Here is a 12,889-nt window from a genome sequence, read left to right as displayed (position 1 = left end):
ATCGGCCCTTAATTCGGCTGGCCAGGATGAATGGAGGCGTAGGCCTGCATGCTGGCATGACCTGTGCCCCGGTCGCCAGCGCAGGGGCATACGTTAATCTTGCGTCATGAGCGATTCACTGTTGCCCCGCGCCGATGACGTCCTGCTTGCTGCTGCGAGGATCGCCCCGCATGCCAGCGTGACCCCGGTGCTGCGCTCGCGCACGCTCGATGCGATGACCGACGCACAGCTGGCATTCAAGGCCGAGCACCTGCAGCGCGGTGGCGCATTCAAGTTCCGTGGTGCCTGCAATGCGGTGTGGTCGCTTGATGCTGATCGTGCCATTGCTGGCGTGGTGACCCATTCCTCCGGCAACCACGGTGCCGCGCTGGCCCTGGCCGCACGCACCCGGGGCATCCCCTGCCATGTGGTGGTACCGGAAGGGGCGGTGGCCGCCAAGCTGGCCAACATCGCCCGCCACGGCGCCACGCTCTGGCGCTGCCCGCCGACCATCGCCGACCGCGAGGCCACCTGTGCCAGGGTGCAGGCCGATACCGGCGCGACCCTGGTCCATCCGTATACGGACCCGGCGGTGATGGCCGGGCAGGGCACTGCGGCCCTGGAACTGCTGCACAGCGACGGCCCGTTCGATGTGCTGGTGGTGCCGGTGGGCGGCGGTGGCCTGGCCAGCGGTACCGCGCTGGCCCTGCAGCACGCCAGTCCGCACACGCGTCTGATCCTGGCCGAGCCGGCCGGTGCCGATGACACCGCGCGCTCGCTGGCCATCGGCGAGCGCCAGGGCGCGTTCACCCCGGACACCATCTGCGATGGCCTGCGTACCCTGATCGGCGCGCCCAATTTCGAGTTGCTGCGCGCCGCCGGTGCCGAGGTGATCGTGGTCGATGACGCCGCGACGCTGGCGGCGATGCGCCTGCTGTGGGACGTGCTCAAGCAGGTGGTGGAACCCTCCTCGGCCACCGTGCTGGCTGCGGTGCTGGCGCAGCCGCAGCGCTTCGCCGGCCTGCGCGTGGGCCTGGTGTTGTCCGGCGGCAACGTCGACCTGCCAGCGCTGCGCTGGGGGGCGGCGTGAGCCGCGGGTGGCATCGCGAACGCACCGGCCTGCTGGGCTGGTTGTGGCGGCTGTTCGTGCTGCTGGTGATCTGGCTGCTGGGCGTGACCGCCTGGATCGTCTGGGTGGGTGAACGCGACCAGGCCGCCAAGGCCGACGCCATCATCGTGCTGGGTGCCGCCGCCTATGACGCCAAGCCGTCACCGGTGTTCGAAGAACGCATCCGCCATGGGCTGGATCTGTATGAAGCACGCTATGCGCCGCTGCTGATCTTCACCGGTGGCTATGGTGGCACCGGTGCGCGCTTCTCCGAATCGCAGGTAGCGCGGCGCTACGCGCTGAAGCATGGCGTGCCGGACGACGCCATCCTGATCGAGACCGCCTCGCGCAATACCGTGCAGAACCTGGTGGAAGCCAAGCGCTTGATGGACCAGCGCGACCTGCACCGGGTGATCATCGTCAGCGACCCGCTGCACATGGCACGCGCGCTGCGCCTGAGCAAGGCGCTGGGCATCGATGCGCTGGCCTCGTCCACACCCAGCACGCGTTTCCGCAGCTTCCATACCAGCTGGCGCTTCCTGGTGCAGGAGATCTACTTCTTCCACCGTGATCTGGTGCGCCCGCCGCTGAGTTCGCCGGCCAATACCTGAGCGGCGGCCGCCTGCTTTGGGTGGGTGCCAACCTTGGTTGGCACAATGCTGGCGGTACCGCGATCTGATCGGCGTGGCATGCGGTAGTGCCGGCCGCTGGCCGGCAGATGCCCACCATGGAATCGTGAGGTTTGCCGGCCAGCGGCCGACACTACCAGACAGTCAGGTCTGCTTGCGGCGGATCGGAATCGCCGACACTGGCACCGCGGCCACGTCATGCCCGCCTTCGCGGATCGGGGCGCCGGGGTCCGGTGCCCAGGCGTGGGCGTAGATCACTTCCCAGCTGCTGGGCAGCTTGCCGTCGGCGCGACGCATCGGTTCGTACGCGGCCGCGGCCGCGGCGAAACGCCCGCGACCGGTCAGGGTATGGCGGCGGTCTACCCGCGCGTTGGTTGCGCCCATCGCGCGCAACTCGCGCATCAGCGAGGGCAGGTCGTCGTAGGTCAGGGTCAACAGATCGCGGTCCAGCACGGGGTCGCGGAAGCCAGCCATCATCAGTGCATCGCCGAACTGCGCGATCTGCGCGAAGCGGCTCACGTGCGGGCGGTCGTCGGCGGCGGCGAAGGCTTCGTTGAGTTCGATCAGCGTTTCCGGGCCGAAGGTCGAGCACAGCAGCAGGCCGCCGGGCTTGAGTACGCGGCGGAACCCGGCGAACACCGCCGGCAGGTCGTCCACCCACTGCAGGCACAGGTTGCTGAAGATCACGTCCACGCTGTTGTCGGCCAGCGGCAGCGCAGCGGCGTCGCCGCACAGGCGCTGGAACGGCTTCCACCAGCTGGCCTGGCGCTTGGCCTGGTCCAGCATCGGCAGCGCCACGTCCAACGCGATCACCTGTGCCTTCGGCCAGCGCTTCTTCATCAGCGCACTGGCGTGTCCGGTGCCGGCACCGATGTCCAGCACCACCTCGGGCTTGCGTGCCTCCAGGTAGTCCAGCGATTCGATCAGCCGCGACTGCACCTCGCGCTGCAGGGCGGCGGCGGCGTCGTAGCTGCTGGCGGCACGCGCGAACGCGCGGCGGACATGGCGGGCATCGAAGTGGGACGGCATTGCGAAACTCTCTTAGAACGTACCGGGGTAGGCGCCGCCGTCGATCAGCAGGTTCTGCCCGGTGAGGTAACCGGCCTGTGCACTGCACAGGAAGGCGCAGGCGGCGCCGAACTCGTCCGGCGTGCCGAAGCGGCCGGCGGGAATCTGCTGGCGGCGGCGCTCGGCCACTTCCGCGGCGTCGCCGTCCTTGCCCGCACTGTGGGCGAAGTTGGCGCGCAGGCGGTCGGTGTCGAACTGGCCGGGCAGCAGGTTGTTGATCGTGACGTTGTGGGCCACCGTGCGGCGCGACAGGCCGGCGACGAAACCGGTCAGGCCGCTGCGCGCGCCGTTGGACAGCGCCAGGATGTCGATCGGTGCCTTCACCGCCGACGAGGTGATGTTGACGATGCGGCCGAAGCCGCGCTCGATCATCGCGTCCACGGTGGCGCGGATCAGCGCGATCGGCGCCAGCATGTTGGCATCCAGCGCGGCAATCCAATCCTCGCGCTCGAAGGTGCGGAAATCGCCCGGCGGCGGGCCACCGGCATTGTTGACCAGGATGTCCACCTGCGGGCAGGCGGCCAGCGCGGCAGTGCGGCCGGCCTCGGTGGTGACGTCGGCGGCGACGGCGCGTACCCCACCGGCACCGGGCAGTGCACGCAGTTCGTCGGCGGCGACCTGCAGTGCAGCCTCGCCACGCGCCACGATCACCACGTTCACGCCCTCGCGCACCAGTGCACGTGCGCAGCCCAGGCCCAACCCCTTGCTGGCGCCGCAGACCAGTGCCCAGCGGCCGTTGATACCCAGATCCATGCGTCAGTCCTGCGGAATTCGGAAGGTGCTCATTGTCCGCCATCAGCCGGCGACAGGGCGGCAACGAAGTGTTGCAGGGCGGCGGCCACTTCGTCGGCATGGCCAAGGAACGGCGCGTGGCCGCCGTGGGCGATGGTCAGCGCCTGCGCACCCGGGGCCAGTGCTGCGGCGGCCTGCATCGCCACCGGAGACACCAGCCGGTCACGCTGGCCGGCGATCCACAGGCTGGGCTTGCCCAGCGTTGGCAGTGCGCCGCGCAGGTCAGTGCTTTCGAGCAGGCGCAGGCCTTCCAGCAGGGCGCGTTCGGTGGGCGCACCGCGCTCGACCAGGCGCTGGCGCAGGGTGCGCAGCTCCTCGCGGGCGTGTGCCGAGCCCATTACGTCCAGCGCGAGGAAGCGTTCCAGCGTGCCGCCGAAGTCGGTCGCCAGCTCGCGGCCGAACTGCTCGAACACCGCCGGCTCCACCGCGTGCGGCCAGTCATCGCCTCGCACGAAGCGCGGCGTGGCGGCGATCATCGCCAGCCCGCGCACCTTTGGCAGCGTGGCCGCCGCGTGCAATGCGAACAGGCCGCCCAGTGACCAGCCGCACCACACCGCCGGCGGCGTAGCCGCGGCAATGGCACCGACCACGAACGGCAGGCGCAGCGGCGTGGTGTCCTCGCGGCTGTGACCATGGCCGGGCAGGTCGACCAGATGCAGGGTGAACTGGTCCGCCAGGCGCTGCACCAGCGGCGCGAACACACCGCCCTGCAGGGCCCAGCCGTGAATTACTACCAGGTCCGGCCCACGGCCGGTGACTTCAATATGCATGGGCAACGACGCGGAACTCAGGCGAATGCAGGCAGCGGCGGTGGCGCGGCTTCACGCACGGCCAGGGCCACGCGTTCACGCGCGCTGGTAATGGCCTCGACCAGGCCACGCACCTGTTCCGGCGTGTGCAGCGCGGACAGCGTCACCCGCAGGCGCGCCTTGCCTTCCGGCACGGTCGGCGGGCGGATCGCACCGACCAGCCAGCCGGCCTGTTCCAACGCCGTGGACATGGCCACGGCGGTGTGGTCATCGCCGCACAGCAGCGGCTGGATCGGCGTGTCCGAAGCCATCAGGTCCAGCCCATGGCGGCGTGCTTCGCTGCGGAACAGCGCGATCAGATCTGCCAGTTTGGAACGGCGCCAGTTGTCCCTGCGCGCCAGGCGCACCGCTTCAAGCGCAGCGGCGGCCATCGCTGGTGGCACGGCGGTGGTGTAGATGTACGGGCGTGCGGTCTCGGCCAGATGCTCGATCAGGTCGTCGCGGCCCAGCACCAGTGCACCGGAACCGCCCAGTGCCTTGCCCAGCGTGACCAGCTGCAGCGGCACATCGTCCACGCCCAGTCCGGCGGCGGCCACGGCACCACGGCCATCACCGACCACGCCTACACCGTGCGCATCATCCACATAGAACAGCGCCTGCTGCAGGCGTGCCACAAGCGACAATGCACGCAGCGGTGCGATGTCGCCATCCATGCTGAAAACACCATCGGTGGCCAGCATTGCCGCGCCATCGGGCGCATGCTTGAGCTGACGCATTGCGCCTTCCGCATCCAGGTGCGGATAACGGCGCAGGCGTGCACCGGCCAACCGGGTGGCATCGAGCAGGCTGGCGTGGTTGAGCTTGTCCTGTACGCAGACATCGTTCTCTTCGCTCAGCAGCGCCTGCTGCACCGCCAGGTTGGCGGCGAAGCCACTGCCGAACAGCAGCGCACGCGGATAGCCAAGCCATTCGGCCACCTCGCGTTCCAGCGCCTCATGCAGGGCATGATGGCCGCAGACCAGGTGCGAGGCACCGGCGCCAGCGCCTTCGCGTGCGGCGGCGTCCTGCAGCGCGTTGACCACGCTGAACTGCTGGGCCAGGCCGAGGTAGTCGTTGCTGCAGAAGCCGGTCAGCCACTGGCCGTCCACTTCCAGGCGCACGCCATCGCGACGGGTGACCGTGCGTCGCGGGCGGCGACGGCCTTGGGCATCGCGCAGGGCGCGCTGGGCGTGGAGGCGGGCGGTCAGGTCGGGGCGGGCCATGGTGGCTGAATGCGTCGACGGGGCGGCTAGGGTAGCGCGTTGCCGCGGCGCCTGCTTGCGGCCCGTCTCAGGCCGCGTGAGCGCAGCCGCAGCCGGGCGTATCGGCACTGATATCGGCGTGCACGGTGCCGCCGTGGTCATGGCCCTCGGCATCCACCTGCACCGCCATCGGCTGCAGGCCCAGCCGGGCGAACAAAGCCAGGTCGCGCTCGCTCTCCGGGTTGCCGGTGGTCAGCAGTTTGTCGCCGTAGAAGATCGAGTTGGCACCGGCCAGGAAACACAGTGCCTGCAGTTCGTCACTCATCGCCTCGCGCCCGGCCGACAGCCGCACCATCGAGCGCGGCATGGCGATGCGCGCCACTGCGATCATGCGCACGAACTCGAACGGGTCCAGCTCGGCACTGCCATGCAGCGGCGTGCCCGCCACCTGCACCAGCTTGTTGATCGGCACCGAATCGGGATGCGCCGGCAGCGTGGCCAGCGCCAGCAGCAGGCCGACGCGCTGCGCGCGCGTCTCGCCCATGCCGACGATGCCACCGCAGCAGGTCTTCAAGCCGGCATCGCGCACGTGCTCCAGCGTATCCAGACGGTCCTGGTACTGGCGCGTGTGGATGATCGAATCGTAGTAGTCCGGCGCGGTGTCGAGGTTGTGGTTGTAGTAATCCAGGCCCGCATCCTTCAACGCGCGCGCCTGCTCGCTGCTGAGCATGCCCAGCGTGGCGCAGGTTTCCAGCCCCAGTGCTTTCACCCCGGCGATCATCGCCGCCACCTTCGGGATGTCGCGGTCCTTCGGCGAACGCCATGCGGCGCCCATGCAGAAACGCGAGGCGCCGGCGGCCTTGGCCTGGCGCGCCTTGGCCAGCACCGCATCGGTCTCCATCAGCTTCTGCGCGTTCACCCCGGTGTTGTAGCGCTGCGCCTGCGGGCAGTACGCGCAGTCTTCCGGGCAGCCACCAGTCTTCACCGACAGCAGCGTGGACACCTGTACCTGCGATGGGTCGAAGTGCTCGCGATGGACCGCCGCGGCGCGGAACAGCAGCTCGGGGAACGGCAGATCGAACAGCGCCTGCAGTTCGTCGTGTTGCCAGTCGTGGCGGATGGCAGCAGCCATGGCGGGACCTTGGGTACGAGTGGAGCGAGGGCGGCAGTGTGGGTGGGTCGAGAAAGACTGTCAACTAGCGTGTACATAGTTTGGTTTACGGCGTGCCCGCCCAGTCACCCCCGGCGGACACGCCGCGTTTCACCGCATCCTGCAAGGCGTTCAGCCACAGTGGCCGCTGTCCGTCGACCTCCGACGTGTCCAGACTGTCCTGCATGACCGATCTCCATCGCCTTCGCGGCCGCATCACCGCGCTGGTCCTCAGCGAGGCCTGGCGCCGCCGCGCCGCGCTCTGGGGCGGTGCCGTGGCCGTGGCGCTGGTGGCGATCCTGTTCGCCAAGGCCAGCGATGCGGCCTTCCATCTGTTCCAGCGCATCACCTCGCACTCGCCGTGGTGGGCCCTGCTGCTCACGCCGGGCATCTTCGCACTGCTGGCCTGGCTGACCTCCGGCGTGCTGAAACCCACGCGGGGCAGCGGTATTCCGCAGGTCATCGCTGCGCTGGACAAGGCCGATGAGCCGTTCCGGAAAACCAACCTGTCACCCGTGGTTTCGGCCGGCAAGCTGCTGCTGACCTCGCTGTCGTTGCTGGGTGGTGCATCGGTCGGCCGCGAGGGCCCGACGGTTCATGTGGGCGCCAGCCTGATGTACCTGTTCGGCCGCTGGTTCGGCTTCAAGGATCCGCGCGAGCTCTCGCACTTCCTGTTGGCCGGTGGCGCTGCCGGTATTGCGGCGGCGTTCAACACGCCGCTGGCGGGCATCGTCTTCGCCATCGAGGAGCTCAGCGGCCGTTTTGAACATCGCTTCTCCGGCACCCTGTTGACCGCGGTGATCGTCGGTGGCGTGGTATCGCTCGGTCTGTTGGGCAACTACACCTATTTCGGCCATGTGAGCGCACGCCTGCCGCTGGGCCAGGGCTGGCTGGCAATCCTGCTGTGCGGCGTGGTGGCGGGGCTGCTGGGCGGGCTGTTCGCACGTGCGGTGCTGGCCAGCGCTGCGGGTCGCCCGCGTTGGCTCGGGCTACTGCGGCAGCGGCATCCGGTGCTGTTGGCCGCAGGCTGTGGCCTGGTGGTGGTACTGCTCGCCCTGGTGTTCGGTGAAGGCGCGTTCGGCACCGGTTACGAGCAGGCGCGCAGCCTGGTGCAGGGCCAGGCAATGGTCGGCCACGAGTTCGGGTTGATGAAGCTGCTGGCCAATCTGGCCTCGTACGTGGCGGGCATTCCCGGTGGCCTGTTCTCGCCTGCGTTGGCGGTCGGCGCGGGACTCGGCCACAACCTGGCAGTGCTGATGCCGGGCGTGGACCCGCGCGCGTTCGTGCTGCTGGGCATGTGTGCCTACCTGACCGGCGTTACCCAGGCCCCGCTGACGTCGGCGGTGATCTCGCTGGAGCTGACCGACAGTGGCGACCTGCTGTTGCCGATCCTGGCGACGGTGCTGATCGCCCGTGGTGTGTCCGGGCTGGTGTGCAGGGTACCGATCTATCGCGGGTTGGCGGAGCTGTTGATGGTGCCGAAAACGGCTGGAGATGTGGCTGTCGAGGCGCCTGCCGTGCGAACCTCCCGCACCCGTGAAAATGGAGATGACTAGGAGCAATGCAGCCTGGAGCAGCAATGTTCCTCCGACAGGAGGTGTTGGCGACGTTGCGGTGCTACTTCGTCACCGATGATGGCTCGCTTCCGGAAGTGGAGCTCGCGTACCGTGAGGCCGCCGGGACGGCCGATGCGTTCGCCTATCTGTTTGCCTGCGGTGCCCGCGTCGCGGGTTCTGGAAGCGTGCAACTCTGGCACCGTGCGGAAGATCGTGGTCAGCCGTTCATGGGACCGGGCGACGCGCGACGCGTTCTCCAGGGCGAAGTGGAACCCTTCCATGTCGGCCTTGCAGACATTGCCTGCGGCGGCGTTCTTCTGCCAGAACTGGGTGTGCTCGTCATGCGCCATGGGTTGACGCTCGACTACCGCATGGGATCGTCATGGGGCCAGCGGGAGGTCCAGGCCTTCCTGCTCCTTCTGCACCAGTTGCAGCGACGGGGTGGCGTGATGACCGTTCCCTGGTGGGGTGAAGAAGGCCAGCGCAGGTTCGAGACCGCGTTGGCAGCCGTTGAGATGTGTTGAGCGGGTTCGCCCCAACGCAGGCACGCAACTGATAGACGACATTCATTGCTTCCATCAACGCGATCAATCAGCCCTCCATCTTCACTCCAGCGGTGAAGCTGATTCCGCGTTGCACCGTCTACCCGATGCCACGCGCGACGCAGAAGATGCGTCCACGCCGGGGCTGCACCCGGACCTGCATCGAGAGCGCGACCATGATCAACTGCCGTATCCGCAGCCTGGCGGCTGCCGTCCTGGCCCTGGCCAGTTCCCCCGCGCTGGCGTTGGCGGGCACCCCATTGCTGCCCAGCGAGCGCAGCATCGGCACCCTCGAACCGGTGGCGCGTTTCGAAGGCGCCATGCCCACCAGCGTGGCGGTATCTGAAACCGGGCGCATCTTCGTCAACTTCCCGCGCTGGGGCGATGAGGTGGCCTACAGCGTGGCCGAATGGCGCGACGGCCGCGCCGTGCCCTATCCGGATGCGCGCATCAACAGCGCGGAAGGAGCGGACCCGGCTGCACACTTCATCAGCGTGCAGAGCGTGGTGGCCGATGGCCAGGGGCGCCTCTGGGTGCTGGATACCGCTGCGCCGGGCTTCTCCGCTCCGCAGGCCGGCGGTGCCAAACTGGTGGCGATCGACCTTGCCACCGACAGCGTGGCCAGGACGCTGGTGTTCCCGGCCAACGTCATCGATGCGCGCACCTATGTCAACGATGTGCGCTTCGACTTCCGGGTCGGCCGCGAGGGCGTGGCCTACGTGACCGATTCGTCGCTGAGCGGTATCGGCGGCATCATCGTGATCGACCTCGCCACTGGCGCCGCGTCCAAGCGCCTGGTCGGCCACGTATCCACCTCGGCCGATCCCGCGTTCGTGCCGATCGTGGAAGGGCAGCAGATGCGACTGCGCAACGCGGATGGTTCGACGCAGCCGTTCACCGTGGCCGCCGATGGCATCGCCCTGTCGCCCGATGGCGGCACCCTGTTCTACACACCCTTGTCCAGCCGTCATCTGTACAGCGTGCCGACCGCGCTGCTGCGCGACCCGAAGCTGAGTGAAGCGGAACTGGCGGCAGCGGTGGTCGACCTGGGCGACAAGGGTGCCTCCGATGGCATGGAGATGGACGCCAACGGGCGGCTGTATGCCAGCGACTACGAGCACAACGCCATCCATGCCCGCGACGCGCAGGGGCGATGGACGACGGTGGTGCACGACCCGCGCATCCTGTGGCCGGATACGCTGTCGATGGGGCCGGACGGCTATCTGTATTTCACCGCCAACCAGCTGCATCGACAGGCCGGCTTCAATGGCGGCGTGGATCGCCGGCAGAAGCCCTACATGGTGTACCGCACGCGTGTGGATGCCGCACCTGCGCCGACGCGGTGAAGTGCTCCGTAAACGGGTAAGGATGCCTACGGGTTGAAGGGCGTGCGCCTGATGGCCCCGGGGTCGCGGCGCGATCACGCTGTAGCGCATGCCGGCCCTGTCCACGCCCACTCGTCTTCTGCAGGCAGCGCTTCGCGTGCTGCTGCCACTGCGCTGCCTGGTCTGTGGCGAGCCGGGCCACGATGAACTTGACCTGTGCAGCGCCTGCCTCGCCGGACTGCCCTGGGCCGGTCGTGCCTGCCTGCGCTGTGCACTGCCGTTGCCGGACAACGCCCTGATCGTCTGCGGTATATGCCGCGACGAGGTACCGCCGCAGTCCGCCACGCATGCCAGCCTGCTGTACCTTCCCCCCGTCGATCAGCTGTTGGTGCGCTACAAGTTCCATCAGGACCTGGCGGCAGGTCGCCTGCTCGCGCAGCTGATGCAGCGCGCCCCGCCCCCGTGGTCATGCGCGCCGCTGGTGCCGGTCCCCCTGCACAATCAACGCCTGCGCCAGCGCGGCTACAACCAGGCCGCCGAACTGTGCCGCCTGTTGCCGATGCCGGTCTGGCAGGGGCTTTACCGACGCCGCCACACCGCGCCGCAGTCCGAGCGCAGCGCAGAACAGCGCAGGGACAATCTCTTTGACGCATTCGGCACGCGCTTGTCGCCGCCGACACGGCTGACCGTCGTGGACGATGTGATGACCACCGGCAGCACAGTGATGGAAATCGCCGAGACGTTGCGGCTGGCCGGTGCCAGGGACGTGCGGGCATGGGTGTGCGCACGGGTGCCGTGATGACCGGAGCGATTGACATCGCATGACGGCAGCTGAAGGATGCCCATCCTTCAGCGCGCGGTGCTCGACTGCATCGCCGCAATGGGTGCACGGATGCAAAGACCCTAAAGTTCCGCGCACTCCCGCCGATAGCGGTTGGCGGTCGAGTCGGTGTCGGTCGCACGTTCTCTCTGCACGATGTCTGTTCACAGCTTCAGGTCTGTACCAATGCTGGACAAGGAAGTCGTTGATGGGTAACAGAAAAGCAGGATTCAGCATGCGTGCCGTTCTGGGCACTGCGGGGCTGTTGTTGATCGGCGTCGTGCATGCGCAGTCGGCCAGTCCCTCGTTCGCCGAGCAGCAGGAACTGCGCGAACGCGCCGAGCGCGAGGCACGCGAGCGTGAGCAGCGGCAGGCATTGCCGGATGTATCACGTGAACAGCCGGCCGCTGCCACCGATCTGCATTCGCTGGCACTGCCGGACGAAGAACCGTGCTTCACCCTGCAGCAGCTGCAGCTCGACGGCGCGCATCTGGCGCAGTTCGCGTTCCTGCAGCGCTATCTCGACCGCTACCGTGGCCGCTGCGTGGGCCAGCAGGGCATCGCGCTGATCGTGCGGCGTGCCTCGGATCTGGCGCTGGCCAAGGGCTACGTGACCACGCGCATCGGCCTGCCCGAGCAGAGCCTGGGCAGCGGAACCCTGCGCCTGCAGCTGGTGCCGGGCGTGATCCGGCAGATCCGCTTCAACGCGGAAGAGGTACCCGATTCGATGTGGAAGAGTGCGTTTCCCGCGCGGCCGGGGGACGTACTCAATCTGCGCGCGTTGGAACAGGGCCTGGAGCAGCTCAAGCGAGTTCCGTCGCAGGACGTGAACATGGAACTGGTGCCGGGCGAGGCGCCCGGCGAGTCGGACGTGGTCATCAGCATCCGCCACGGCAAGCGATGGCGTGCCTCGGTGTCGCTGGATGATGCCGGCAGCCGTGCGACCGGAAAGCAGCAGGTCGGCGCGACCGCGTGGGTAGACAACCTGGCTCGCGTCAACGACCTGCTCAGCATCGGCGTCAGCAGCGACGGCAGTGCCGACAAGGGCCGGGGTACCCACGGCTTCAATGCATCGTGGTCGGTTCCGCTGGGCAACTGGCGTTTCAGCACCAGCACCTACAGCTCGCGCTACAAGCAGACCATCGCCAGCAACGCCGACACATTCGCCAGCACCGGCACCTCCAGCAACGTCGACCTGGCCGTGGAACGGCTGCTGGTGCGTGGCCAGAGCTATCGCAGCGGCATCGAGCTGCGCGTGGCGCAACGGTCGTCGCACAGCTACGTGGAAGGCGTGGAGATCGAAGGCCAGCGCCGGCGTACTACCTCGGTCGAGCTGGCGCTGCTGCACCGCCAGTACCTGGGGCGGGTCCAGGCCGATATCCGCCTGGCGCACCGCCGCGGCGTGCCGTGGCTGGGAGGCGATGATGACGCCGTGGGCCGCGATGGCCTGGCGCCGACGTTCCGCTATGGGCTGACCACGCTGGATATCGGCGCCGGTGGCGCCCTGACATCCGGGCCGCGTCCGCTGGCATGGAATACCGCGCTCCGCTACCAGTGGAGCAAGGACACGCTGTACGGCTCGGAGTTCATCAGCGTCGGTGGCCGCTATACCGTCAACGGCTTCGACGGCGAGGTGCCACTCGGCGGCAGCCGTGGCGGCTACTGGCGCAACAGCATCAGCTGGATGGCACATCGCGCCATCGCGCCCTATGCGGGCATCGATATCGGCCACATCGAGCGCGACGACCGCCAGGGTATCGGCGGCGGAACCCTCAGCGGCGCCCACCTGGGTGCACGTGGCGAGCTGGGCGGATTGGCGTGGGATGGCTTCGTCGGCGTACCGATGAGCCGCCCGGCTTGGCTCAAGCATGAGGCACGCGGTCACGTGATCGGATTCCGCGCGTCCTGGCAGTTCTGATTCGACTGGAAG

12 protein-coding genes are annotated in these 12,889 nt (G+C 68.3%); 7 read left to right on the top strand and 5 right to left on the bottom strand.

Annotated features, from left to right (window positions below; genetic code table 11):
* Nucleotides 1-106: 106 nt before the first annotated feature.
* The gene (locus tag ACZK29_RS20795; RefSeq protein WP_111202323.1) at nt 107-1,069 is read left to right on the top strand and encodes a pyridoxal-phosphate dependent enzyme; all 963 of its coding nucleotides are present in this window, start codon (nt 107-109) and stop codon (nt 1,067-1,069) included.
* On the top strand, nt 1,054-1,698 hold the full coding sequence (locus ACZK29_RS20790; RefSeq protein ID WP_164147076.1) for a YdcF family protein: 645 nt from the start codon (nt 1,054-1,056) through the stop codon (nt 1,696-1,698). Before ACZK29_RS20795 ends, ACZK29_RS20790 begins: the two co-directional genes overlap by 16 nt.
* A 162-nt stretch (nt 1,699-1,860) precedes the next feature.
* On the opposite strand, the gene bioC is transcribed toward ACZK29_RS20790, so the two are convergent.
* From bioC to bioB, 5 genes are all read right to left on the bottom strand, one after another.
* Entirely contained in the window at nt 1,861-2,745 is an 885-nt protein-coding gene (gene bioC / locus ACZK29_RS20785) for a malonyl-ACP O-methyltransferase BioC (RefSeq protein WP_111205034.1), read from the bottom strand.
* A gap of 12 nt (nt 2,746-2,757) precedes the next feature.
* Nucleotides 2,758-3,537 carry an SDR family oxidoreductase gene (locus tag ACZK29_RS20780; RefSeq protein WP_111205033.1) on the bottom strand — a complete coding sequence of 260 codons (780 nt, stop codon included), beginning with the start codon at nt 3,535-3,537 and terminating at the stop codon, nt 2,758-2,760.
* 29 nt (nt 3,538-3,566) lie between these two features.
* Nucleotides 3,567-4,346: a pimeloyl-ACP methyl ester esterase BioH gene (gene bioH / locus ACZK29_RS20775; protein ID WP_212561681.1), complete on the bottom strand. Its 780-nt coding sequence runs from the start codon at nt 4,344-4,346 to the stop codon at nt 3,567-3,569.
* A gap of 17 nt (nt 4,347-4,363) precedes the next feature.
* Complete coding sequence (gene bioF, locus ACZK29_RS20770; RefSeq protein WP_111205031.1) at nt 4,364-5,587, bottom strand: 8-amino-7-oxononanoate synthase; 1,224 nt, start codon at nt 5,585-5,587, stop codon at nt 4,364-4,366.
* Between the two features lie 67 nt (nt 5,588-5,654).
* Nucleotides 5,655-6,698 (bottom strand): biotin synthase BioB, encoded by a 1,044-nt coding sequence (gene bioB, locus ACZK29_RS20765; RefSeq protein ID WP_099473531.1) that lies wholly within the window; start codon nt 6,696-6,698, stop codon nt 5,655-5,657.
* A 203-nt stretch (nt 6,699-6,901) separates the two neighbouring features.
* Between bioB and ACZK29_RS20760 the strand changes: the two genes are divergently transcribed.
* The 5 genes from ACZK29_RS20760 (at nt 6,902) to ACZK29_RS20740 (ending at nt 12,877) form a co-directional block, all read left to right on the top strand.
* Complete coding sequence (locus ACZK29_RS20760) at nt 6,902-8,272, top strand: chloride channel protein (RefSeq protein WP_478446457.1); 1,371 nt, start codon at nt 6,902-6,904, stop codon at nt 8,270-8,272.
* A 23-nt stretch (nt 8,273-8,295) separates the two neighbouring features.
* Nucleotides 8,296-8,796 (top strand): hypothetical protein, encoded by a 501-nt coding sequence (locus tag ACZK29_RS20755; RefSeq protein ID WP_164147064.1) that lies wholly within the window; start codon nt 8,296-8,298, stop codon nt 8,794-8,796.
* A gap of 194 nt (nt 8,797-8,990) precedes the next feature.
* Nucleotides 8,991-10,160: an L-dopachrome tautomerase-related protein gene (locus tag ACZK29_RS20750; RefSeq protein ID WP_478446456.1), complete on the top strand. Its 1,170-nt coding sequence runs from the start codon at nt 8,991-8,993 to the stop codon at nt 10,158-10,160.
* A gap of 88 nt (nt 10,161-10,248) precedes the next feature.
* A complete protein-coding gene (locus tag ACZK29_RS20745) occupies nt 10,249-10,938 on the top strand; it encodes a ComF family protein (protein WP_111188367.1) in 690 nt (229 codons plus the stop codon).
* A gap of 256 nt (nt 10,939-11,194) precedes the next feature.
* Nucleotides 11,195-12,877 (top strand): ShlB/FhaC/HecB family hemolysin secretion/activation protein, encoded by a 1,683-nt coding sequence (locus ACZK29_RS20740; protein WP_239504010.1) that lies wholly within the window; start codon nt 11,195-11,197, stop codon nt 12,875-12,877.
* The last annotated feature ends 12 nt before the right edge of the window (nt 12,878-12,889 follow it).

Source organism: Stenotrophomonas sp. 89682_Sma, assembly GCF_056481405.1.
Note: the sequence above shows the minus strand (reverse complement) of the source record. Positions and strands in the feature narration are given on the sequence as shown.

Excerpts from the sequence above, each read along its gene's own strand:
- bioB (WP_099473531.1), bottom strand. The coding sequence starts at position 6,698 with ATGGCTGCTGCCATCCGCCACGACTGGCAACACGACGAACTGCAGGCG.
- bioC (WP_111205034.1), bottom strand. The coding sequence starts at position 2,745 with ATGCCGTCCCACTTCGATGCCCGCCATGTCCGCCGCGCGTTCGCGCGT.
- ACZK29_RS20740 (WP_239504010.1), top strand. The coding sequence starts at position 11,195 with ATGCGTGCCGTTCTGGGCACTGCGGGGCTGTTGTTGATCGGCGTCGTG.
- bioF (WP_111205031.1), bottom strand. The coding sequence starts at position 5,587 with ATGGCCCGCCCCGACCTGACCGCCCGCCTCCACGCCCAGCGCGCCCTG.
- ACZK29_RS20755 (WP_164147064.1), top strand. The coding sequence starts at position 8,296 with ATGTTCCTCCGACAGGAGGTGTTGGCGACGTTGCGGTGCTACTTCGTC.
- ACZK29_RS20745 (WP_111188367.1), top strand. The coding sequence starts at position 10,249 with ATGCCGGCCCTGTCCACGCCCACTCGTCTTCTGCAGGCAGCGCTTCGC.
- ACZK29_RS20780 (WP_111205033.1), bottom strand. The coding sequence starts at position 3,537 with ATGGATCTGGGTATCAACGGCCGCTGGGCACTGGTCTGCGGCGCCAGC.
- bioH (WP_212561681.1), bottom strand. The coding sequence starts at position 4,346 with ATGCATATTGAAGTCACCGGCCGTGGGCCGGACCTGGTAGTAATTCAC.
- ACZK29_RS20795 (WP_111202323.1), top strand. The coding sequence starts at position 107 with ATGAGCGATTCACTGTTGCCCCGCGCCGATGACGTCCTGCTTGCTGCT.
- ACZK29_RS20760 (WP_478446457.1), top strand. The coding sequence starts at position 6,902 with ATGACCGATCTCCATCGCCTTCGCGGCCGCATCACCGCGCTGGTCCTC.
- ACZK29_RS20750 (WP_478446456.1), top strand. The coding sequence starts at position 8,991 with ATGATCAACTGCCGTATCCGCAGCCTGGCGGCTGCCGTCCTGGCCCTG.